This window comes from Paenibacillus sp. EPM92 (assembly GCF_016586185.1).
Lineage (GTDB): Bacteria > Bacillota > Bacilli > Paenibacillales > NBRC-103111 > Paenibacillus_G > Paenibacillus_G validus.
In genome coordinates this window covers 50,347-71,138 of sequence record NZ_BCPS01000103.1, presented here as the reverse complement: position 1 = coordinate 71,138, position 20,792 = coordinate 50,347, and the positions used below count along the sequence as shown (strand labels likewise).

The 20,792-nt window shown below is 53.2% G+C and carries 17 protein-coding genes and 1 riboswitch; of the genes, 8 read left to right on the top strand and 9 right to left on the bottom strand.

Annotated features, from left to right (window positions below; all coding sequences use genetic code 11):
- Nucleotides 1-55 precede the first annotated feature (55 nt).
- Entirely contained in the window at nucleotides 56-1,249 is a 1,194-nt protein-coding gene (locus JMF85_RS25770; protein ID WP_141334960.1) for an aminotransferase class I/II-fold pyridoxal phosphate-dependent enzyme, read from the top strand.
- Between the two features lie 265 nt (nucleotides 1,250-1,514).
- Here the strand turns inward: JMF85_RS25770 and JMF85_RS25765 are convergent, their stop codons facing one another.
- Together JMF85_RS25765 and JMF85_RS25760 are read right to left on the bottom strand one after the other, a co-directional pair.
- On the bottom strand, nucleotides 1,515-3,491 hold the full coding sequence (locus JMF85_RS25765; RefSeq protein ID WP_201319235.1) for a glycoside hydrolase family 15 protein: 1,977 nt from the start codon (nucleotides 3,489-3,491) through the stop codon (nucleotides 1,515-1,517).
- 13 nt (nucleotides 3,492-3,504) lie between these two features.
- Nucleotides 3,505-4,530, bottom strand: a complete 1,026-nt coding sequence (locus JMF85_RS25760; protein WP_127608228.1) for a LacI family DNA-binding transcriptional regulator — start codon at nucleotides 4,528-4,530, stop codon at nucleotides 3,505-3,507.
- 525 nt (nucleotides 4,531-5,055) lie between these two features.
- On the opposite strand from JMF85_RS25760, the gene JMF85_RS25755 reads away from it, so the two are divergent.
- Nucleotides 5,056-5,946 (top strand): 5'-3' exonuclease, encoded by an 891-nt coding sequence (locus JMF85_RS25755; RefSeq protein WP_201319234.1) that lies wholly within the window; start codon nucleotides 5,056-5,058, stop codon nucleotides 5,944-5,946.
- Between the two features lie 82 nt (nucleotides 5,947-6,028).
- On the opposite strand, the gene JMF85_RS25750 is transcribed toward JMF85_RS25755, so the two are convergent.
- The 4 genes from JMF85_RS25750 to JMF85_RS25735 form a co-directional block, all read right to left on the bottom strand.
- Nucleotides 6,029-6,748: a response regulator transcription factor gene (locus JMF85_RS25750; protein ID WP_201319233.1), complete on the bottom strand. Its 720-nt coding sequence runs from the start codon at nucleotides 6,746-6,748 to the stop codon at nucleotides 6,029-6,031.
- Nucleotides 6,749-6,973: 225 nt separating this feature from the next.
- Nucleotides 6,974-7,723: a LytR/AlgR family response regulator transcription factor gene (locus JMF85_RS25745; RefSeq protein ID WP_127608226.1), complete on the bottom strand. Its 750-nt coding sequence runs from the start codon at nucleotides 7,721-7,723 to the stop codon at nucleotides 6,974-6,976.
- A gap of 10 nt (nucleotides 7,724-7,733) precedes the next feature.
- Entirely contained in the window at nucleotides 7,734-9,530 is a 1,797-nt protein-coding gene (locus tag JMF85_RS25740) for a sensor histidine kinase (RefSeq protein ID WP_164751843.1), read from the bottom strand.
- Between the two features lie 191 nt (nucleotides 9,531-9,721).
- Nucleotides 9,722-10,741 carry a LacI family DNA-binding transcriptional regulator gene (locus JMF85_RS25735; RefSeq protein WP_236596000.1) on the bottom strand — a complete coding sequence of 340 codons (1,020 nt, stop codon included), beginning with the start codon at nucleotides 10,739-10,741 and terminating at the stop codon, nucleotides 9,722-9,724.
- Between the two features lie 370 nt (nucleotides 10,742-11,111).
- On the opposite strand from JMF85_RS25735, the gene JMF85_RS25730 reads away from it, so the two are divergent.
- Nucleotides 11,112-11,624: an acyl-CoA thioesterase gene (locus JMF85_RS25730; protein WP_054800215.1), complete on the top strand. Its 513-nt coding sequence runs from the start codon at nucleotides 11,112-11,114 to the stop codon at nucleotides 11,622-11,624.
- A gap of 100 nt (nucleotides 11,625-11,724) precedes the next feature.
- Here the strand turns inward: JMF85_RS25730 and JMF85_RS25725 are convergent, their stop codons facing one another.
- Nucleotides 11,725-12,018, bottom strand: a complete 294-nt coding sequence (locus tag JMF85_RS25725; protein ID WP_127608224.1) for a DUF3055 domain-containing protein — start codon at nucleotides 12,016-12,018, stop codon at nucleotides 11,725-11,727.
- A gap of 218 nt (nucleotides 12,019-12,236) precedes the next feature.
- On the opposite strand from JMF85_RS25725, the gene ilvD reads away from it, so the two are divergent.
- Nucleotides 12,237-13,922, top strand: a complete 1,686-nt coding sequence (ilvD, locus tag JMF85_RS25720; protein WP_127608223.1) for a dihydroxy-acid dehydratase — start codon at nucleotides 12,237-12,239, stop codon at nucleotides 13,920-13,922.
- Between the two features lie 88 nt (nucleotides 13,923-14,010).
- Here ilvD and JMF85_RS25715 read toward each other — a convergent pair whose 3' ends face one another.
- Nucleotides 14,011-14,325 (bottom strand): hypothetical protein, encoded by a 315-nt coding sequence (locus tag JMF85_RS25715; protein ID WP_054800212.1) that lies wholly within the window; start codon nucleotides 14,323-14,325, stop codon nucleotides 14,011-14,013.
- Nucleotides 14,326-14,560: 235 nt separating this feature from the next.
- Here JMF85_RS25715 and JMF85_RS25710 point away from each other — a divergent pair, with 235 nt between their 5' ends.
- Entirely contained in the window at nucleotides 14,561-15,571 is a 1,011-nt protein-coding gene (locus JMF85_RS25710) for an HRDC domain-containing protein (RefSeq protein WP_127608222.1), read from the top strand.
- 66 nt (nucleotides 15,572-15,637) lie between these two features.
- Here JMF85_RS25710 and corA read toward each other — a convergent pair whose 3' ends face one another.
- Nucleotides 15,638-16,573, bottom strand: a complete 936-nt coding sequence (gene corA / locus JMF85_RS25705; protein WP_127608221.1) for a magnesium/cobalt transporter CorA — start codon at nucleotides 16,571-16,573, stop codon at nucleotides 15,638-15,640.
- 442 nt (nucleotides 16,574-17,015) lie between these two features.
- Nucleotides 17,016-17,156, top strand: a riboswitch (SAM riboswitch).
- Nucleotides 17,157-17,283: 127 nt separating this feature from the next.
- Here corA and metA point away from each other — a divergent pair.
- From metA to mqnC, 3 genes are all read left to right on the top strand, one after another.
- Nucleotides 17,284-18,210 carry a homoserine O-acetyltransferase MetA gene (metA, locus tag JMF85_RS25700; RefSeq protein ID WP_054797969.1) on the top strand — a complete coding sequence of 309 codons (927 nt, stop codon included), beginning with the start codon at nucleotides 17,284-17,286 and terminating at the stop codon, nucleotides 18,208-18,210.
- Nucleotides 18,207-19,406, top strand: a complete 1,200-nt coding sequence (locus JMF85_RS25695; protein WP_155614529.1) for an aminotransferase class I/II-fold pyridoxal phosphate-dependent enzyme — start codon at nucleotides 18,207-18,209, stop codon at nucleotides 19,404-19,406. Before metA ends, JMF85_RS25695 begins: the two co-directional genes overlap by 4 nt.
- Nucleotides 19,407-19,575: 169 nt before the next feature.
- A complete protein-coding gene (gene mqnC, locus JMF85_RS25690; RefSeq protein ID WP_127608219.1) occupies nucleotides 19,576-20,715 on the top strand; it encodes a cyclic dehypoxanthinyl futalosine synthase in 1,140 nt (379 codons plus the stop codon).
- Nucleotides 20,716-20,792 lie beyond the last annotated feature (77 nt).

The following is a 20,792-nucleotide window of genomic DNA, read 5'->3' as shown; positions in this document are numbered from 1 at the left end:
GGTATGAACGATTCATGGGATACACCATATTAAGTGGAAGTCGGGGATGGATTCGATGAAAAAAAGGGAGTCCAAACGGTTGGCCGAACTCGGTTCGGCCATTTTTTCTGAGGTGGCTCAGTGGAAGCGCGAAGTGATTGCGCGAGGAATAGACGTGATCGATCTGGGGATCGGCAGTCCTGACCGCGGACCTTCGGAACGGGTGAGGAGAGCGTTAAGCGAGGCGGCGGCAGACCCGACGTTGTACGGTTATCCGGGCACGGAAGGAACGCTTGCATTCAGGCAAACGGTGGCGGCATGGTACGACTATCGTTTCGGCGTCAAGCTTGACCCGGAGACGGAGGTGGTTGCGCTTATGGGATCGCAGGATGGGCTCTCTCATCTGGCCTTGGCGGTGACCGACCCGGGCGATGTGGCTATCGTGCCCGATCCGGGTTACCCTATTTATGCGGCGAGTCTCGTGATCGCGGGGGTGACGCCTTATCTTGTGCCGCTTTGTGCGGAACATGATTTCTTGCCGCAGCTGGACCGGATTCCGGCGGATGTGTTGAAGCAGGCGAAGTTCATACTGCTCAACTACCCGAGCAATCCGCTGTCGGCGGTCGCCACGCTGCCTTTCTTCGAGAGGCTTGTCGATTTTGCGCGTCAGCATGATTTGCTGATCGTCCACGATATCGCATATTCGGAAATGGCGTTTGACGGTTTTCGGCCGCCGAGCGTTCTTGAAGTGGAAGGGGCCAAAGACGTCGCCGTTGAATTTCATTCGTTGTCGAAAAGCTTTAATATGGCGGGCTGCCGGATCGCGTTTATGGTCGGACAGCCGGAGGCGGTGCGTGCTCTGCGCACGTTGAAGTCGAATATTGATTACGGGGTGTTTCTCGCGGTGCAGCGGGCGGGAATTGAGGCGATGCGGGAAGATATGGAGCCGGGAAGCGTTTCGGTAGCCGCGTTGTATCAAAGGCGGAGAGATATCGTCGTGGAAGGATTAAACGCCGCAGGTTGGGCAATCCCTAAGCCGAAAGCGTCGATGTTCATCTGGGCGCCGATCCCGCACGGATGGACATCTCGACAGATTTCCCGGGAAATGCTGTACACCGCGGGAGTTGTCGTAATCCCGGGAGACGCCTTCGGGAAAGAAGGCGAAGGATATGTCCGAATTGCGCTGGTACAAGAGGAGGACAGGCTGCTGGAGGCAGTCCGTCGCATCGGCGAGTTTTTGCGAGTGATCGGCAAGAAGAGCGGTCTGTAAATCGAATAGCGGAACTTCAGTACATGATTTGCACAGGTTGGGGCGTATTGAAACAAATAGCGGAACCATGGGATCTAATTTGCCTTATGATCGGCTCAAAAGCCGATTAGTAAGGCAGATAGCGCACCAGAGTTCCGCTATTTATGTGAAGTGTCTGATTTCTGCTTGCATCCAAGCCCAGTTATTCAGCACCTCCGGGAAAAGGCGAGCGGTTACCGGGGGTTAAGAAGAACGCTGCGGGACTAAGCTTGGTAGGCAAGAGGGATTAAGATTCCGTCGCTTGCGTGGCCGGGATTTGTCCATGCTCGACTAACATCTGTACGGCAAGGATATACATCGCATGCGACCAAGTCAGCGGTACGACCCATGCCGTTTCGCCGGTCAATTGATCCACCTGCTCGGGCAGCAGGCCCATCGCAGTGCGATGCTCGACCGCCCACTGAAGATGACGCCAAGCTTCGTCGTATTGACCGCGCGCGATCCGGTAGTGGCATAGCCACAACGTGGTCAGAATCCACGGATTGCCGCCGATGTAGGGGTCGTTCTCGTAACGCTTGATACCGCCGACGACGGGCGCCGTAAGCGCCTGCTCTACCGCTTCCGCGGTGGAGATCATGATCGGATCGTCCACGGGCAGGACGCCGAATGGCACGGACACCCCAAGCAAGCTGATGTCGAGAACCGGATCGAACTCAAGCGCATAGGTGACATATCCTTTCGCGTTCACCGATGTCGAGACAGGCTGTCCTTGAGCCGCAGCTTCGCGGTAAACGCCTTCCGGCACGCCCAGCTTCAACGCGCGGTACAAGGCCCCGCGCTCCTCGTTCCAGCATCGCTCGCGGATGCTTCGCGCAATCGTATCGGCAGCCCGGCTCCAGCCGGCCGCGAGCGCTTTATCGCCGCGAAGCCGGGCGAACGATGCCGCGGCGGTCAGCCCTCCGTATACGGCCGCAGCCGAATACGTATGCTCAGCCGAGCGCTCCTCCCACAGATCGCGGCTCGGCAGCGGCAGTCCGGTTTCGGCGTCCAAATAGCCGATCAAGAAATCGGCGCCCTTCGCCACTGCCGGCCAGACGCGGTCCGCGAACGCGGCGTCCCGGGTGTGAGCGTAGTGCTGCCACATGCCCCATAGGATCGACGCGCCTTCGTCGATCTGCAGCCCCCATGACGGTGCCAGGCGTCCGTCGTGGTAATGCCGCTGCTGCCAAGAGCCGTCCGGATCCTGGGCCGTCAGCGTCCAGTCGTAGAAGCGGGTGGACAGTTCCTGAAGGCCGACGCGGTCAAGCGCAGTCGTGATGAAGGCGGCGTCGCGCCCCCAGCAGTAGGCGTAACCGCCGCAGCGGGTGAAGCCTTCGTCGAATTCCGGCGCAGCTACGACGCTGCCGCTGCGCTCGTCGGACATCAGTTTCATCGCGAGCAGCGAACGTTCATACAGCTCGCGAACCGATTCGCTGGCGGCCGGAGCGGGAACCGCAGCGGCCAGAAAACCGTGCCAATAGCTGATGGTCAGCTCGCGCCAGTGCGCTTCGGGCTGGCTTTTCGCTTTGGCCAAGTTGTCGTAAGCTTCCTGCCGGGTGGAGCCGGCGGCGATATAGACGGGCACATCGATGACGGCGCCTGGCTGCACGTCGTCAAAGCGCCAGCTGAGCGCCCCGTCCGGAGTCATATCGATCACGTTGCCGTCAAGCTCGCCGTCTTGCGCGTCGCTCCAGGCGGAGCCAGCCTGATAACCTGCGCAAACGTTTGAACTGGAGACCGAAAAAATATACTCGTGGCGCAGATGAACAAGCGCGTCGTTCGATTCTTCAAACGATGTCGTATGGTAATAAGACGTCTCCATCGAACGGAACGAAGAGTAATACAGGAACCGGAACGACACGGCTTCACTGCCCCGGTTCGTGAAACGGTAGCTGCGCACATAAATATCTTCGGAAGGTACGGCGTAATCTAACGTTTCGACGGATACCGGCACATGCGAAGAAACCGCCTCGACGCGGAATACATTCGTGCGCGGCACATAACCGGCCTCATGCCGCCATCCGTCCTGCTCGCTGTCGAACCAGGTGGTTGCCGTCGTATGTCCGTCCACGAACAAACCGCTGCGAATTTCGTCGACATGCTGCGGGTAGTCAATGTGCGGCCACCATAGGCGGAACAGCCGTCCCGTTCGTCCAAGAGAGGCCAGAAACCTTGAATTTCCTGCAATTGCGTCGATCAGATAAGGCTTTTTGTCTTGTGTCATTGCGTTCAGCTCCTTAGGGTTGAATGTGATGCAGAGATGATTCGCGCGCGATCAAGCGATGCGGAATGATCATTCTCGTATGATGGATAGCTTCCCCTTTAACCGCTCGGATTAACGTTTGAGAAGCGGTATAACCGAGTTGGTAAATGCCGATGTCCACCGAACTGATCGGCGGCGAGGCGAGCTCGGACATCGGGATGTTGTTGAAGCCGATTAGACTGAGATCCTGAGGCACCTTGTAGCCGAGCTCGGTCAAGCCGCGAAGCACGCCGAAAGCGACGAGATCGTCCATGACGACGAGGGCGGTAGGGCGTTCCGGGAGCGTCATAAAGAACGACATCGCCCGGTATCCGCTTTCCTGCAAAAACTCGCCCTCGACAATCCACTCCGAATGAAATTCCACTTCGGCATCTGCGAGCGCCTGCTTGTAGCCTTCCAAACGGTCTCGCGACACGATCAGATTGGGCGGTCCGCTGACGAAGCCGATTCGCCGGTGGCCTTGCGCGAGTAAATGCTTGGTTACGTCGTAAGCGGCTTGTACATTATCGTTGTCCACGGATAAAACATCGGGATGCTCTTCACTGCGGCCGATCAATACGAACGGAAACCGCTCTTCCTTCAGGAACGAAATGACCGGATCGGAATTCCGCGAGTACAGCAAAATAACGCCGTCGACTCGGCGGCCCCGCACCAAGCGGGTGACGGCTTCCACTTCTTCGCGCTCCGTGATGCCCGTCGTCATCATCAGATCGTACTCCGAACGGGCTGCTTGAGAAACGACGCCGCGTATCACCTCGGAGAAAAATTGGTTCAAAAACAATTCCTCTGCGGAGCGGGGCAGCAGCAATCCGATGGTCTGCGTCGTTTTGGACACGAGGCTCTTGGCCATCATATTGGGATGATAGCCGAGCTCCTCCATGATGTCCTTCACTTTGCGGACGGTGGCCGGGCTGATCCGCGGATGGCCGGAAATGACGCGGGATACGGTGGAAGGCGAGACGCCGGCTTTTTTGGCGACATCGATAATGGTTACATTCATGGAGTTCCTCCGAAAGTGGAGCGAGCCTGTGCCATTTGCATAGTTGGTGCAAACGTTTGTATTGCGGCTGCTCTTGAAGTCATTTGCTTTATTAACGAACCGAAAAGTGGATGTTTATCCTGGGATCCAAGTGCTGGGTGTATCGTAAGCGAAGGTTCGTTTTGAGCACGAATGTTTTTTGAAAGGGCCGCAAACAGCTGCTTTTCTTATATTATCTTAATTTTGTTGGAAAAGTAAACCGTCAACTCGCAAAAATTGCGGCTAGCTTACGCAAAAGCAAAAGCTTTTAATCATAAGTTGAACATACTGCAAGGCAACAGGAATAGTGCAAACGTTTCTACAGCCTTCGTGTATTTGTCAGGGCTCTCTTCCAGCCATGTTTGCCCCCGGCCGGGAGAACGCTTGTTACGACATCGGTTCGGACGGTAATAGACCGCTCTGAGCTGTAGACGGGTTTCGTTTCCAATGCGAGCCCTTGGTTCCTATGCTATAATGAGAGGAAAAAGGTTGGAGCGATGCAAGGGAATGGACAACAATAACGTGATGCTGATCGACGGAATGGCGCTTCTTTTTCGCGGTTACTATGCCAATTCTTATGGGGGATACATTCGGAAAACAAGCGCCGGCTTGCCGACCAACGCGGTGTACGGCTTCGTCAAATATATGCTGGATGCGATATCCAGGTTTAAACCGACCCACGTCATCTGCTGCTGGGATATGGGCAGCAAGACGTTCCGTACCGAGAAATATGACGGCTACAAGGCGAATCGCCCGGATGCGCCGTTAGAGCTTGTGCCGCAGTTTGATCTGGTGAAAGAGGTCGTATCGAGCTTCAACATACCGAATGTCGGCATCGCCGGGTTCGAGGCGGACGACTGCATCGGAACGCTGGCGCGAAAGTTCGAAAGCGACGACACGGACGTACATATATTAACCGGGGACCACGACATGCTTCAGTTGGTGACGGATCGCACAAGAGTCATTATTATGAAAAAGGGAGCATCCAACTACGCCGTGTACGATGCGCAAACGCTGCTCGAGGAGAAACAGCTTACCGCCGCCCAGTTCATCGATTTGAAGGGGCTGATCGGCGATACGAGCGATAACTATCCCGGCGTCAAGGGCATCGGCGAGAAGACGGCCGTCAAGCTGCTGCTCGAATACGAATCGATTGACGGCATCGTTGCCAATTTGCCGTCGCTATCGAAGTCGGTCAAGGCGAAGATCGAGTCCGATCTGGACATGCTGCATTTATGCCGGGAGCTCGCTACCATCAAGTGCGACGCCCCGATCGATTGTGCGGTCGAAGACAGCTTGTGGCGGCCGGATCCCGACAAGGTTCGGGAGAAATTTTTGGAGCTTGAGTTCAACAGCCTAGTGAAGGAAATCTCGGCGTTCCATTCGGTCGTGGCCTAAGCGGGACAATCGGGATATAACTACGCAGAAAGGCCGGAAGGCGCCCTAAGGGCGCCTTCCGGCCTTTCTGCGCTAAACCGATTCACCCGCTAGCTTGAATGTCAAACCCGCTTATCTTGTAACCGAAGCCGCGAACCGTGACGATGAAACGGGGGTTATCCGGATCGGGCTCCAGCTTCTTTCGGATATTGCTGATATGCACGAGCAGCGTACGCGTATCTCCGTTGCTGTCGAAGCCCCAAGTCAGCCTGTACAGCTCCTCCAGGGACAGCGCACGCCCGCGCATCCGGATCATATGATACAGGATATCGTACTCTTTCGTTGACAAAGGCACGGGGCTTCCGTCGACCCATACGGTCCGGTGCAAGAAATCGATCTTGAGCCTTCCGAGGGTCATCGTTTCCGGTGCTTCCTTGATTCGTCCGAGGATGTCGCTGCGGCGCAGATGAGCCTTCACGCGGGCAACCAGCTGTTCCGGGCTGAACGGCTTCGTGATGTAATCGTCGGCGCCTGAGCTGAGGCCGCGAATAACAGCGCTGTCATCGCCGTTACAGCTCATCAGAAGAATCGGAGCTTGATAACGGGCCTGGTTTCGTAATTGGCGCATAACCTCTAAACCGTCCATTCCCGGCATCGCCATATCGAGCAGCACAAGGTCCGGACGATGCTGCTCAACCTTCTGGATCGCTTCCGCACCGCTTGCTGCCTTAACGACGCGGTATCCGTCACGTTTCAAATATTTTTCCACTAATTCGGCGACTTCGTTTTCATCATCTACGATTAATACCAGCTTGTCGGTCATATTGTTCAGTCTCCCTTATTAGCCGCTGATGAAAAGTATTGCTGTAATTATAAAATATTCTTTAGGATTTACGAATCAAGATGACGTCAAGTGGTTGTATTTTTATGTTCATCGGTAAAAAAAATGTCGAAAAATATCGAATTGTTTCAAGCCAATCTTCTTGAAGAAGAGCGCTGCAATATAAAAGCCCCTGCCGTCAACCAAGACGCAGGGGACGTTTCAAATCTATTCATGACGATACAACCGTTCAAATTCTTTCCGTTTACGCCGCGACAGATCGATCTCGATGTCGTCCGGGAACAGCTTGATCTTATAGGTGCCGAAAAACAGATCGCTCGCATGGATCGATTTCACGAAATTCAGATTAACCAGGTTCGAAGGGTTCGGACAAAAAATTTGCTTCGAGCACTGGCTTAAAATCTCGGTAAGCGGCGTAGTCGTTTCGACGACTTCCCCTCCCTCGATGTAAAGGAACGCTTTCCGTTCGCCCTTCGATTTTTGTGCGTAAATGAGTTTATGTTCATTGATAAAGACGGTCTTGTAGCTCGCTTTAACCTCAAGAATGCGGGAATTCGGAGCAGGCATATAAGTAAGAGCTTTTTCAAAAGCGGTTCTTGCCTTCTCCACTGCCGCCGATAAATGCTCGAATGTGACCGGCTTCGTGACAAAACTGATGCAATCCAGCTCGTATCCGGCTATGACCAAGCTGTAATCCTGCGTCCCGGATACCATGATCAGGTAAGGGGCCAGTCCTTGTTCGAGCAGCCTTTTGTAAGCGGTGATACCGTCCATCATATGAAGCCCGATGTCCAGAAACACGAGATCCGGCTTGTATTTTAAGCAATCGTCAAGAAACCAGGTGCCCGACGCCGTCGAGCTTACGACCTTCAAGCCTAATCGTCCGGCGTACATCTCCAGCTTCTTCCGGTCCAGCTCCTGATCCTCGGCGATCGCGACCGTTAAGACTCTAGACATTGTTCATCCCTCACCCGATTGGAATCGAAACATGAAATTCGATTTGCTTGTCCCGGGCATCGACGCTGATCGTACCCCGGTGCTTGTGGATTAAATTTTGCGTGATGGCGAGCCCTAATCCGGCGTGATTCTGACCCGTTTTGGTCGTGAAGCCGGCTCTGAAGAGGGACGCTTGCTCTTCTTCGGTTAATGCGTTTCTCATCGGGTTGATCACGGTAAAGTGGAAGTGCTTGCCATCCAGCCATCCTCTGCACTCTACATGCCGAAGCTCCGCATCGAGCTCCATCACTTCGTCGTAAGCGTTGTCGATCAAGTTCCCGATGATCCGAACGAGGTCCATCGATTTCGCCCCGGTCATGATACGCTCCATGCTCGTAATGTTATGGATCAGTTGAATTTTTTTGTTCATCGCCGTGACCATCTTGGCTTGTATGATGGCTGCGATCTCCGGCTGCCCGATCCGGATAAGGTCGTTCAACCCCCCGATATCTTCCACTAACGTTTTCGTGTATTGGTGAAGCTCTTCGTATTTCTCCAATTCGACGAACGAATGAATGACATTGACATGATTCAGGAAATCGTGCCGCTGGCCCCGTATGTTCAAGAACATCCGGTTGACTTCTTCGGCGTACGTTTCCGACGTTTCCTTGACCGCTTTGTCCCTGGAGTTGCTAACCAAGCGAATGATCACGAATAAAATGGCGATGCTGAGCAGCGTCAAACCTGCGAAAATGATCATCAGCGTCTTAAACTGGCTGCTGAGCTGGGCGTCCAGCTTGTCCATGTCCGATACGAGATTCAAGACGTAATATTGGTTTTTGGTCACTTCGGCGCTTTTTTTCGCATATTGCTTGTACAAGAGGTCCGGATCCGGAATCGGCGTCGCTTCGTCCAGCAGCTGGCTTTGGACCGGAATAAACGTTTTTTGAATATGTTTTCCGTTATAGGTTGTTTGGTAGGATACGGTCGCACCCGTTTGGATCGCGGTTTGGATGAAGCGCGCGTCTTTTTCGGTATGTTTGATCTCGTAGCTTCCGAAGAAGACCGGACGGTGAACTAATGGATCGAGGGTTTCCCCTTTTTCGGTAATGAACGTCTTCTCGTGCCCGAACGTGGCCGGGTTGATGCCCGTCACCTCAAGCAGGAACGGATACGTTTGGAGCGTTCGTTCGATAATAGCCTGCGTCCCCGTGAGTTCTTGATATCTTCGCCATGCCGTGTCGTCGACATAAGGATCCAGCATGTAATTGGTCGTGCCGTCGTAATAATACCCCCATTTAGATATTCGTTTGATGTCGGCGCTCGCGATCTCATAAGGACCCGACCAATAATTGGGCAGCTTTTGTCCCCAGTCCATGGTAACGTCCCGATTGTCGAACAATTCCTGAAAAGCTTTGTACCAGTTGCCCCAGCCTTTCGTGCTGAGGCCTACCTCGTCCGCATTGGACGATTTATACAGCACGATGTTGTCGGGCGTCCGTTTGAGCAGCGTCAATCCTTGCAGCTGCAGCCGGTCCCGCAGCGCGACGAGCTGGTCGGTCGTCACTTCCTCGACATCGGCCGGCAGCGCTTGTTGGGCGGCGATGGACGCCAGACGCAATTTTTCGCCGATCATGTCTTCATATAATTTGGAGCCGATGCGCGATTGTTCGACGGAAGATTGGATTTGATGCGCGATCGATTCGATTTCCCGATTATGGTTCGATTCCAGCGAGTTTCGGGTGAGAACGAAAAAAATGACGGAATTGGCTGCTATAATTAAGCAAACCGCAATGCAAATCGATAACAGCCTTACTCTTTGAGACAAGATGAGAACTCCCTCCGGTGTCTGACAGTCTGGCTCCATTATACCGCAACAGCTGTCGTTTAGACACGACTTTAGTTGGATCCGTACAGGAAAGAACCGTAGTGAAGAAGGGGATGGGCAAAGCCGCCCGATCAAAGCTCCTTGAAGATTGATGTACAGGAAGAAATTACCTGGAGAAAAGAAGACGCCGCTTAGTTTGCCCTACAGGATGAGCGGATGATCATTTCCGGCTCGACGAGCACCGAAGTCGACTCCATTTGATTGTTCATCAGATCGAACAGCATCAAGGCGGCGAGCAGGCCGATTTTTTCGTGGTCCTGGCGGACGGTGGTGAGCGGTGGTGTCGTATATTTACAGGCGTCGATATCGTCGCAGCCGATAATGGCGATGTCGCCCGGCACATCAAGGCCGCGTTCCTGGATTGCGCGAATCGCGCCGATTGCGAGCAGATCCGAAGCGGCAAATACGGCCGTTGGCAGCTTCTCCTGTTCAAGCAGCTGCTGCATCAGCTGGTAGCCGCTTTTCTCGTGGAAGTCGACCCCGTTGACGATCCAATTCGGATTGATCGAAAGGCCGAAGCTGGTTAACGCCTGTTTGAACGATTCTTCTCGAATGTGGGAAATTTCCGATTTGACCGAGGAGCCGATGAAGCCGATGTCACGGTAGCCGTTCAAATAAAAGTGCTCGACGACTTTACGCGACACCTTGGTATTGTCGGTCATGATGTAACCCGAGTTTTGGCCGGAAAGCGACAGGTCGACGCCGATACAGGGAATGTCGCTGCGGTCCAGCTCGTGCACGAAGGGCTCGATATCGTCGCCGGCGAAAATTACGCAGCCGTCAATGTTGAAATATCGACATCGGGATAAGTAATCTTCGCGGGTATGAAGCAGCTTCTCGTTGGAGAAGAACAGCAGATCGTAACCGAACAACCCGATGCGCTTCTTAAAGGTGCTGAGGACGTGGAGGAAAAATGGATGGTTCATCTCGAGGTTCATTTCGCCGGCGAATATAACGCCCACCAGATTCGATTTGCTTTTGCTTAAACTTCGCGCGCTGAAGGATGGCGTATAACCGTTCGCTTCCATAATCTCCAGCACTTTTTTCTTCGTTTCATCGCTGACGTCGTTATAGTTGTTCATAATTTTTGAAACGGTCGATACGGAAACGCCGGCCAGCTCCGCAATCGTTTTGATCGTTAGCTTCTTCACGATGAAGGTTCCTCCCAACAGCTTCCTCCGCACGAAAGACGAATCGCGGCAGGTTGACGAAAATTTTCGTTAAACTTATTGTATACAGCAAGAAAAGCTTCGTCAATGATGGGCTAATAATCGCAGTTAAAAGAAGATCATTTGCGGAATTTTGAGCGAATATTTATTGGCGAAACCGGTATCGGAAGCTCGGTTGTTCCCATCCTTCAGAAAATGTTTACTAAGCTTATGGCCCCTAAGCGCCGCCTTGCTTTCAGAAGCGTTTCACGAACGTTGGGAAGCGGCGTGCTCCGCCTCATTGGTAAATCTATCCCTTACAGGTATAATAAAACGAAAAACAGGTTATAGCCTGCAAAGGGGAGCTTCTGCGATGGAACAAAGATATGTGAAAGAAACGCGCTGTTACAAGACGAACCGGGTATTCCCTACAGACGTCAACAATCATAACACCTTATTCGGCGGCAAGCTGATGGCTTATATCGACGATATCGCCTCGATTGCCGCATACAAGCATTGCCGGCGCAGCGTGGTGACGGCGTCCACCGACTCGGTCGATTTTCTGACCCCGATCCGTCCGACCGATTCGGTCTGTTTCGAGTCGTTCGTCACTTACACAGGTACCAGTTCGATAGAAGTGTTCGTGAAGGTAATTAAGGAAGATTTGCGCACGGGAGAGCGCGACATCGCCGCTACCTCGTTCCTGACTTTCGTCGCACTGGATGAAAATAACCGGCCGGTAGCCGTTCCGAAGGTGATCCCGCAAACAGCGGAGGAAATCCGGCTGAATGAAACCGCGGTTCAACGTGCGGAGATGCGTAAGCAGCGCAGAGAGCAAAGCAAGAAGTTTGCGGACGTGCTGACGACGCAATTTGCCTGGGAGTAAAGCGGGGGCGCTTGATGAAGCGAGAAGCCAAGCTTTCCGGCCATCAAACAAAGAAGCCGAATCGGTTCTGCAGATGCAGGCCGGTCCGGCTTCTTGGCGATTAAATATCGGTGAAGTTAATAGGCCCTACGATGGCGGACAGAAACTCGGTCAGTTCAGCGGCTTCTTCCTCGTTGATTTTAAACACGTGCTCAAGGTATCCTTCTTCTTCCAGGTCGTCGGGACCGATGACCGCCGTACGGCCGATTTGCAAATCCGTAACCAGCTTCTTGCCGTAAAACCGGTTGGTGCTTGTAATTGCAAGGTCGAATCGGCGCAAGGACTCTCCCACAAAGCAGACAAATCTCGTTTTCGTCTCTTCCGTCCCGTCGTATAAATAATCGAATTCCATCACTCGAACATCCTCCGCTTCCTCATTTGGCGTGCGTCTCAAGGCATTATACCAGATTTCCCCGTTCAGCGGCAAAAATAGTCGAATTTGGCGCCATCCTGCGGAATTTCGGCCAACCTCTTCATTTTCATTTATCTCGAAACATGGTACAATCAAAAGAAGTGCATATCTTAAATTATAATAGACGATTTATTCGATAGAAACGGAGGCTTTCAACTAAGATGTCCAAAGCTAAAATGAGAAGCGACATGATTAAAAAGGGCTTCGACCGTGCTCCGCACCGCAGTTTGCTGCGCGCCGCCGGCGTTAAAGAGGAAGATTTCGACAAGCCGTTCATCGCGGTGTGCAACTCTTACATCGATATCGTACCGGGTCACGTCCACCTGCAGGAATTCGGGAAAATTGTCAAAGAGGCGATTCGCGAAGCCGGTGGCGTACCGTTCGAGTTCAATACAATCGGCGTCGACGACGGCATTGCCATGGGTCATATCGGGATGCGTTACTCGCTGCCAAGCCGCGAAATTATCGCCGATTCGTTGGAGACTGTCGTATCGGCCCACTGGTTCGACGGGATGGTTTGTATTCCGAACTGCGACAAAATTACACCTGGCATGATGATGGGCGCGCTGCGCGTCAACATCCCGACGGTGTTCGTCAGCGGCGGACCGATGAAAGCGGGCAAAACAAGCGACGGCCGTTCCATCTCGCTGTCTTCCGTCTTTGAAGGCGTAGGCGCTTACCAAGCCGGCAAGATCGACGAGAAAGGCCTTCAGGAGCTGGAGCAATACGGCTGTCCGACATGCGGATCCTGTTCCGGTATGTTCACGGCCAACTCGATGAACTGCCTGGCCGAAGGTCTGGGGCTGGCGCTTCCGGGCAACGGTACGATTCTCGCGGTTGCTCCGGAGCGTAAAGAGTTCGTGAAACGTTCCGCGAAGCAATTGATGGAACTGATCCAAAAGGACATCAAGCCTCGCGACATCGTAACCATCGAAGCGATCGACAATGCGTTCGCGCTCGATATGGCGATGGGCGGTTCGACCAATACGGTGCTGCATACGCTTGCTTTGGCGCACGAAGCGGGCATCGAATATCCGATCGAACGCATCAACGAAGTGGCGAAGCGCGTACCGCATCTTGCGAAAATCGCACCGGCTTCCGATTACCACATCGAAGACGTGCACAATGCGGGCGGCGTAAGCGCGATTCTGAACGAACTGTTGAAAAAGCCGGGCGCTATCGACGGGTCGCGAATCACGGTCACGGGTAAGACGCTGGCGGAGAATGTGGCGGGTCATGAAATTTTGAACAAGGACGTGATTCGTCCGCTCGACAATCCGCACTCCGAGCAAGGCGGTTTGGCCGTATTGTTCGGGAACCTGGCGCCTAACGGCTCCATCATTAAAGTCGGTGCAGTCGATAAGTCCGTCGGCGGTTATCACAAAGGACCTGCGATTTGCTTCGACTCCCAGGAAGCGGCGCTCGAAGGCATTGCGAACGGCAAAGTGAAAGAGGGCCACGTCGTCGTCATTCGTTACGAAGGACCGAAGGGCGGGCCGGGCATGCCGGAAATGCTCGCTCCGACATCGCAAATCGTGGGGATGGGTCTCGGCGCGAAAGTCGGTCTGATTACCGACGGCCGATTCTCGGGCGCATCCCGCGGAATCAGCATCGGGCACATCTCGCCGGAAGCGGCGGAGGGCGGTCCGATCGCGTTCGTCGAGGATGGAGACATCATTGAGCTCGATTTGATCAACCGTACCATCGAGCTGCAAATCAGCGATGAAGAGATGGAGCGCCGCCGTGCGAACTGGAAAGGCTTCGAGCCAAAAGTAAAAACCGGTTACCTGGCGCGTTACTCCAAGCTCGTGACTTCGGCCAGCACCGGCGGCGTCATGAAAGTGTAAGCTGCTGTACAACAAGACATGAACGTTTCGCTCGGGGTCGTTGACGGCCCCGGCGGAACGTTTTTTTTGTAAATCGGGCCCGGGTTCGCTATTCTTCGACTTGATCGTCCCCGGTCGAATCATGGGTAGGATGAGCGCCCGGATATCCGCGTGAGACACCGGCATGAAGCTCGCGGTTTTCGTACGTAAACCGGTTTTGCGGACGCTGGTCTGCCCGCCACGGCGAACTCTTGCCTAAGGATTCTTGCAGGAGGCTGCTGCCGTAAGGACCCTCCGGAAATTCCTCCGCCGTCAAGTCGTTCCGCTGCGACTCGACTGTTTTCAGATCGGTGTATTTGCGGTGCGGCGCTTCGTCGATAAAACCTTCCTGGCTTTCGTTTCGGGTTACGTCGTTATCGTTCATGGCGATGATCTCCTTTACAGGCCATTATGTAAGAAATAAAACCTTCACCACCATTGTGTCCGTTCCAGGTCGAGCTTATCCGGCAGCTAACGTGTCAAGCTTGTCAATTAGGGAATGTTATGATAATATAGAAGTAATTTCAAACGTTCAAAATTGAGGAAGCACCTCTCATTCCCATCGGGAAGAGGGTGCTTTTTTTGCGTTTGAGTAAAAAAATCGACGGAGGGTGCAGAAGATGAATCTGATATTCCTGAACAGTTTGGAGAAGGCAGGCAAAGAAGGAAACGTACGGACGGCACAGGTCACGATCGGCGAGCAGCAAGGGATCTGGCATATCATGTGGACGGAGGTGCAGGAGGACGGGCGTAAGACGCAGGAGTCGTGGTATGAAGGGCTGCACTGGGAGGAAATGCTGGCCGTCTTCCGGGAGCGGGTTTTCGCTAAACAGTGCGAAGGTTTTAAACCGCTGCTCGACATACGGATAAGCGAGCTTGCGGATATGGACGATCGAACGGCTTACACCCAACTTTTGCATTATTACAGTGAACAGCATGCAGAAGAGCCGCTGTACGAAGCGCTGCGTCAATGGCGGTTCAAACAAGCGGCAAGTGACGGCAAGGCGCCTTTCATCATAGCGACGAACCGTTTGCTTAAGATGATCGCCGCTTTCTTGCCGCATACGGAGGATGAGCTGCGCCAACTGCCGGGAATGGGCAAAGCGAAGGCGGAGCGGTATGGAAAAGATATTCTGGCTATTACGATCCAGCAAGAACGCGTAACTTCGTTCCCCCTGGCTTGGGTTCAGGAGCAAGTGAATCCGGCCGAGTTCAACACATGGCTGCTCCAAGAGAAGGAGCGGCGGCGCAAAGCGGAAGCGGATAAGCTGGAGAACAAGCGGGTGCTGCTTGAAGCCATTTCGCGCGGCGAAATGCTGGATGAGCTGCAGGAGAAAATTCGTGTGCAGCGTAAGGAGCTGCTAGGTTGGATCGAGGAGCTGGATCGGGACGGATACGATCTGGCGCCGTATATTGAGCAGGTGCTGGAGCAGGTTCCGGCTGTGGAACGGGAGCTCGCTTGGCAGGCGTTCGAGCAGCAGGGCGATCGTTATTTGAAGCCCATTCTGCAGAAGGTTTATGCGCAGGACAGCCTCTCGGCTAAAGAGGCGGAGCGCATCTACGAGTGGCTTCGCCTGCTTAGGCTGAAATTCCGGCGCACGGAAAGGCCCAAGCAAGGGGAGGCAAGTTAAAACATTATCGGGGGGAGTTGAAACACAACGCGAACCCGGTTGGAAAACAAAAAAGACTGGGCTCTCTTAGAGCCAGTCTTTTTTGCGGAAAAGGAAGAACATGGATAATCCGACAACGACCATCAATAGAATGGTAATGAAACCGCCCATTTCGGAATGCAGTCCCGGCAGTTTCTCAAAATTCATTCCATAAATGCCGGTGATAAACGTCAGCGGCATGAAGATCGTCGTTATCGCCGTAAACACGCGCATGATCTCATTGGCCCTGCTGGCGATGCTCGATTGATAAGCCTCTCGCAAGTTTCCCATCAATTCCCGGAACGTATCGAACGTCTCCGAAATTTTGACGGCGTTCTCGTAGATGTCGCCGAAATATTTGCGCAGCGGCTCGCTGATCAGCTTCAAGTCTTTTTTATTGAGGGTGTTCAAAACTTCCTTTTGCGGAACGAGCACCTTCTTCAACCACAAAATTTCGCTACGCAGCCCGATAATTTCGTTCAAATGCGATTTCTTCGTATGCATCAGAATGTCTTCTTCCAGCTTCTCGATCTTCGCTTCGATCCGGTCCCCGACATTCGTATAATTATCAACGATCAAGTCGATTAGATGGTATAAGAATTGGTCCGGTGCCGTGACTTCCTCTTCCCACAATACGGGCTTTAAGGCGCGGATTTCATTAATTTTTTGCCGAGTAATTGTAATAATATAATGTTTACTCAAGAAGATGTTAAGGGCGCGCAGGAAAATTTCTTCGTCATCGAACCGAATGCTGTTAACCACGATAAAATAATGCGTATCGTACAGCTCGATCTTCGGCCGCTGTTCTTCCTCGGTCAGTACATCCTCTACGGCCAATTCATGTAAATGGAATAAGGGCTGAAGTAATTCCAAATCCTCAGGCTCAGCATCGATCCAATAAAATCCGTGCTGAGGCGGTACAACGGTCTGGGTAATATCGTCTACAATAGTAAAAACGCCGTCCTGAACTAAGCGTGCCTTCATCGGTTCCACCCCTTTGTGTTGATCGAGAGGAACACGCGGCCGCTGCGGTTCAAGCAGCATGACTCACGATGACGCCGCACGTAACGCGTCACACGGGGGTTGAGCTATGATAACGAACGGGTACAGACGGCCGGGTTCCAAACGAAGTATTCAATTGTGTTAAACGCGGGGATCTACTCCTCGGGTCTCCGTCCATTCGGTTGCTACACCCCTTTTTTGGCATGAGTTTGTCGAATACTTGTCTAGTATACCCCTACATAATTGAGAATACAATCATTTTGTTATAGAAAAACTCCGCCTGGGATAGCTTATGTAATGAACCTTCACATGGTGTGGGCGCAGCGTTTTTTTGGTTTTGACGCCTAAGGTACCGCTTGACGCTTCGGACATTTTCGATTACATTAATAATATCCAAAACGAACTGAATAGATTCGGTTTCACACTCTTATCAAGAGCAGGTGGAGGGACTAGCCCGATGATACCCGGCAACCGACATGAATTTGCTTCGGCGAAGACATGCACGGTGCTAAATCTTGCGGAAGGTTGTGTGCTTAAGTTGCGCATAATTTCTGAGAGATGAGAGAGGACGATGTACTTATACAAAGGCCTTTCTCGTGCGCGCGAAGAAGGCTTTTTCCTGTTGTTCGGAAAACTTCGGCGGCGCGGGGTGCGAGAAACTTGGAATCCAACGATGAAAAGGAGTGAATTCGATGCCTCTCAAAATTCCGGATCATTTGCCGGCCAAAGAAGTGCTCATTCAAGAGAACATCTTCGTTATGGATGAAACGGTGGCTTTTCACCAGGACATTCGGCCGCTGCGGATCGCCATATTAAACTTAATGCCTACCAAAGAAACGACCGAAACCCAGCTGCTCCGGCTGATCGGCAATACGCCGCTGCAGGTCGAATTCGTTCTGCTGCATCCGAAGACGCATACGTCCAAGAACACGTCGGCCGAACATTTGGAGCAGTTCTATAAAACGTTTGACGATGTGAAGAACGAACGGATGGACGGCATGATCATTACCGGCGCACCTGTTGAAACGATGGAATTCGAAGATGTGAATTATTGGGATGAATTGAAAGAAATTATGGCATGGAGCAAAACTCACGTCACCTCGACGCTTCATATATGTTGGGCCGCCCAAGCCGGACTGTATTACCATTACGGCGTGCCCAAATACGGGCTTCCGGAAAAAATATTCGGCGTGTTCCCGCACACGGTCTCCAAGCCGAACGTGAAGCTGCTTCGCGGCTTCGACGAGGAATTTTGGGCGCCGCAATCGCGCCACACGGAAGTGCGCCGCGAAGACATCGAACGGGTGCCGCAGCTTGAAATTTTATCGGAGTCCGAAGAGGCCGGCGTGTATATTGTGGCAACGCAAGACGGCAAGCACATTTTCGTAACCGGTCATTCGGAATATGATGCTTGTACGCTGAAGCTTGAGTACGACCGCGATGTGAACAAAGGCATGGATATCGCCATCCCGAAGCATTACTACCCCGGAGACGATCCGACCAAACAGCCGCGTAATACATGGCGCGCGCATGCGAACCTGCTGTTCTCGAATTGGTTAAACTACTACGTATACCAGGAAACGCCGTACGATTTGTACAAGGGGGATTATGTCATATGAGTTCCAATGACAACAAAGAATTGAGAATCGAAAGCCGCTTGGCGCAAATCGGATCCCAAGAAGAGCCGGTAACGGGAGCGGTCAGCTTCCCGATCTACCAAGCGACGGCGTTCCGCCATCCGAAGCTCGGGCAAAGCACGGGCTTCGACTACGCCCGTACGAAAAGCCCGACGCGTAAAGTGTTGGAGGAAGCGATTGCCGAGCTGGAATCCGGGGACGCCGGTTTCGCCTGCAGCTCGGGGATGGCCGCGCTGCAAACGATCTTCGCGTTGTTCGGACAAGGCGATCACTTGATCGTCTCGCTCGATCTGTACGGAGGCACCTACCGTTTGCTGGAGAAGATCATGTCCCGATTCGGCGTGAGCGCTACATACGTCGATACGAACGACATGGATGCCTTGGAATCGCATGTTAAGCCGAATACGAAGGCGATTTTGATCGAAACGCCGACAAACCCGCTGATGATGATCACAGACCTCGAGAAAGTGTGTGGATGGGCGAGAAAGAAGGGCATCCTGTCCATCGTCGACAATACGCTGCTGACTCCGTTCTTCCAGCGGCCGATCGAGCTGGGAGCGGACATCGTCATTCATAGCGCCACCAAATATTTAGGCGGTCATAACGATGTGCTCGCCGGTCTGATCGTCACGAAAGGCAAGGAGCTTTCCGAGCAAATGGCGTTCCTGCACAACTCCATGGGCGCCGTGCTGGGGGCGCAGGACAGCTGGCTGCTGATGCGCGGCATGAAAACGCTCGCGATCCGGATGGAGCGTCACCAAGCCAACGCGACGAAGATCGCCGAGTATTTGCAAGCTCATCCGGACGTCGAAGCAGTGTACTACCCGGCGCTGCCTTCGCATCCGGGCCACGAGATTCAAGCCAAGCAATCCTCGGGCAATACCGGCATTTTTTCTTTCAAAATGAAAGACGCCCGTTATATCGAGCCGATTTTGCGCCATATCAAGCTGATCGCTTTCGCTGAAAGCCTTGGCGGCGTCGAATCGCTGATGACGTACCCGGCCGTCCAGACGCATGCTGATATTCCCGAAGACATTCGCCGCAGGATCGGTGTCGACGAGAAGCTGCTGCGATATTCCGTAGGGATCGAGCATGCGGACGATCTGATCGCGGACTTGTCGCGTGCGATCGACCTCGCGAAGCAAGAAATCGAAAGCGGAGTGCCGCTGCACGGATAACATCCCAAGCAAGAGAAAATCAATCAGCAGCGGCGTGTACATATCGCCTGCACGACCGGGCCGTCAGCTCCTTTGCGAGTTGGCGGCTTTTCTGTGAACACGGAGCGGGGCATATAGCCGTAGGGAAGCTTTTTGTGGTACGATGGAAGACATAAAGGAGATGAGAGCGATGAGTTCCGTCGATCGGATATTGGAGCAAGCGCTGGCCGGCCATCGGATTAGCGCGGAAGATTGCGTCACGTTATACGAATCAGATCAAATCGAGAAAATGGGGCACGTTGCGAATCAGATCATGCTGCGGCATCATCCGGAGCCGATTACGACCTTCGTCATCGGACGCAATGTGAACTATACGAATATTTGCGATGTCTATTGCCGTTTTTGCGCCTTTTATCGGGCTCCGGGCTCGAAGGAAGGGTATGTGCTTCCGGATGAAACGATTTTCCAGAAAATCCAGGAAACGATAGACGTAGGCGGTACCGAGATTTTGATGCAGGGCGGTACGAATCCGGATCTGCCGTTCAGCTATTATACAAATTTACTGCGCGAGATTAAAACAAGGTTCCCGAACATTACGATGCACTCCTTCTCGCCGGCAGAAATCATGAAGATGAAAGAGGTTTCCGAAGGCTTATCTCTGGAAGAAGTTGTCCGTGCGCTGCACGAAGCCGGACTCGATTCGCTGCCGGGCGGAGGCGCGGAAATTTTGGACGACCGGACCCGTCGGAAAATCAGCCGTCAAAAGGGTTCTTGGACCGATTGGATGGAAGTCATGAAGACGGCGCATCGTATTGGGATGAATACGACGGCTACGATGGTGATCGGCTTTGGTGAGACGAATGAAGAGCGGGCGCTGCATCTGCTGCGCGTTCGTGAAGCTCAAGACGCTTGCATCGCGGCGGGCTACCCTTCGGAAGGGTTCCTTGCGTTCATCTCGTGGACGTTCCAGCCGGACAACACGAATTTGAAAGCCGAGAAGCTCGGGGCCGACGCTTATTTGAAGAATGTGGCCATCAGCCGCATCATGCTCGATAATATCAAAAACTTCCAGTCGTCCTGGGTCACGATGGGGCCGGAGGTCGGCAAGCTGTCGCTGCATTACGGCTGTAACGATTTCGGTTCGACGATGATCGAGGAGAACGTCGTTTCCGCCGCAGGCACGACGCATAAAGTGACCATCTCCTCCACGCTGGACCTGATCCGTCAGGCTGGCAAAATCCCGGCGCAGCGCAACACGCGCTACGAGATTTTGCGCACATTCGACGATGCGTCCGTGAAGGTCGAGAACGACTTTATTATGCAGAACTAAACAATAGCTGAAATCGATTGGCTGCCTTATTGGCGTATAGTATAAAGCGCCTAGCAAAAGAAATAGCGGAACTGTGA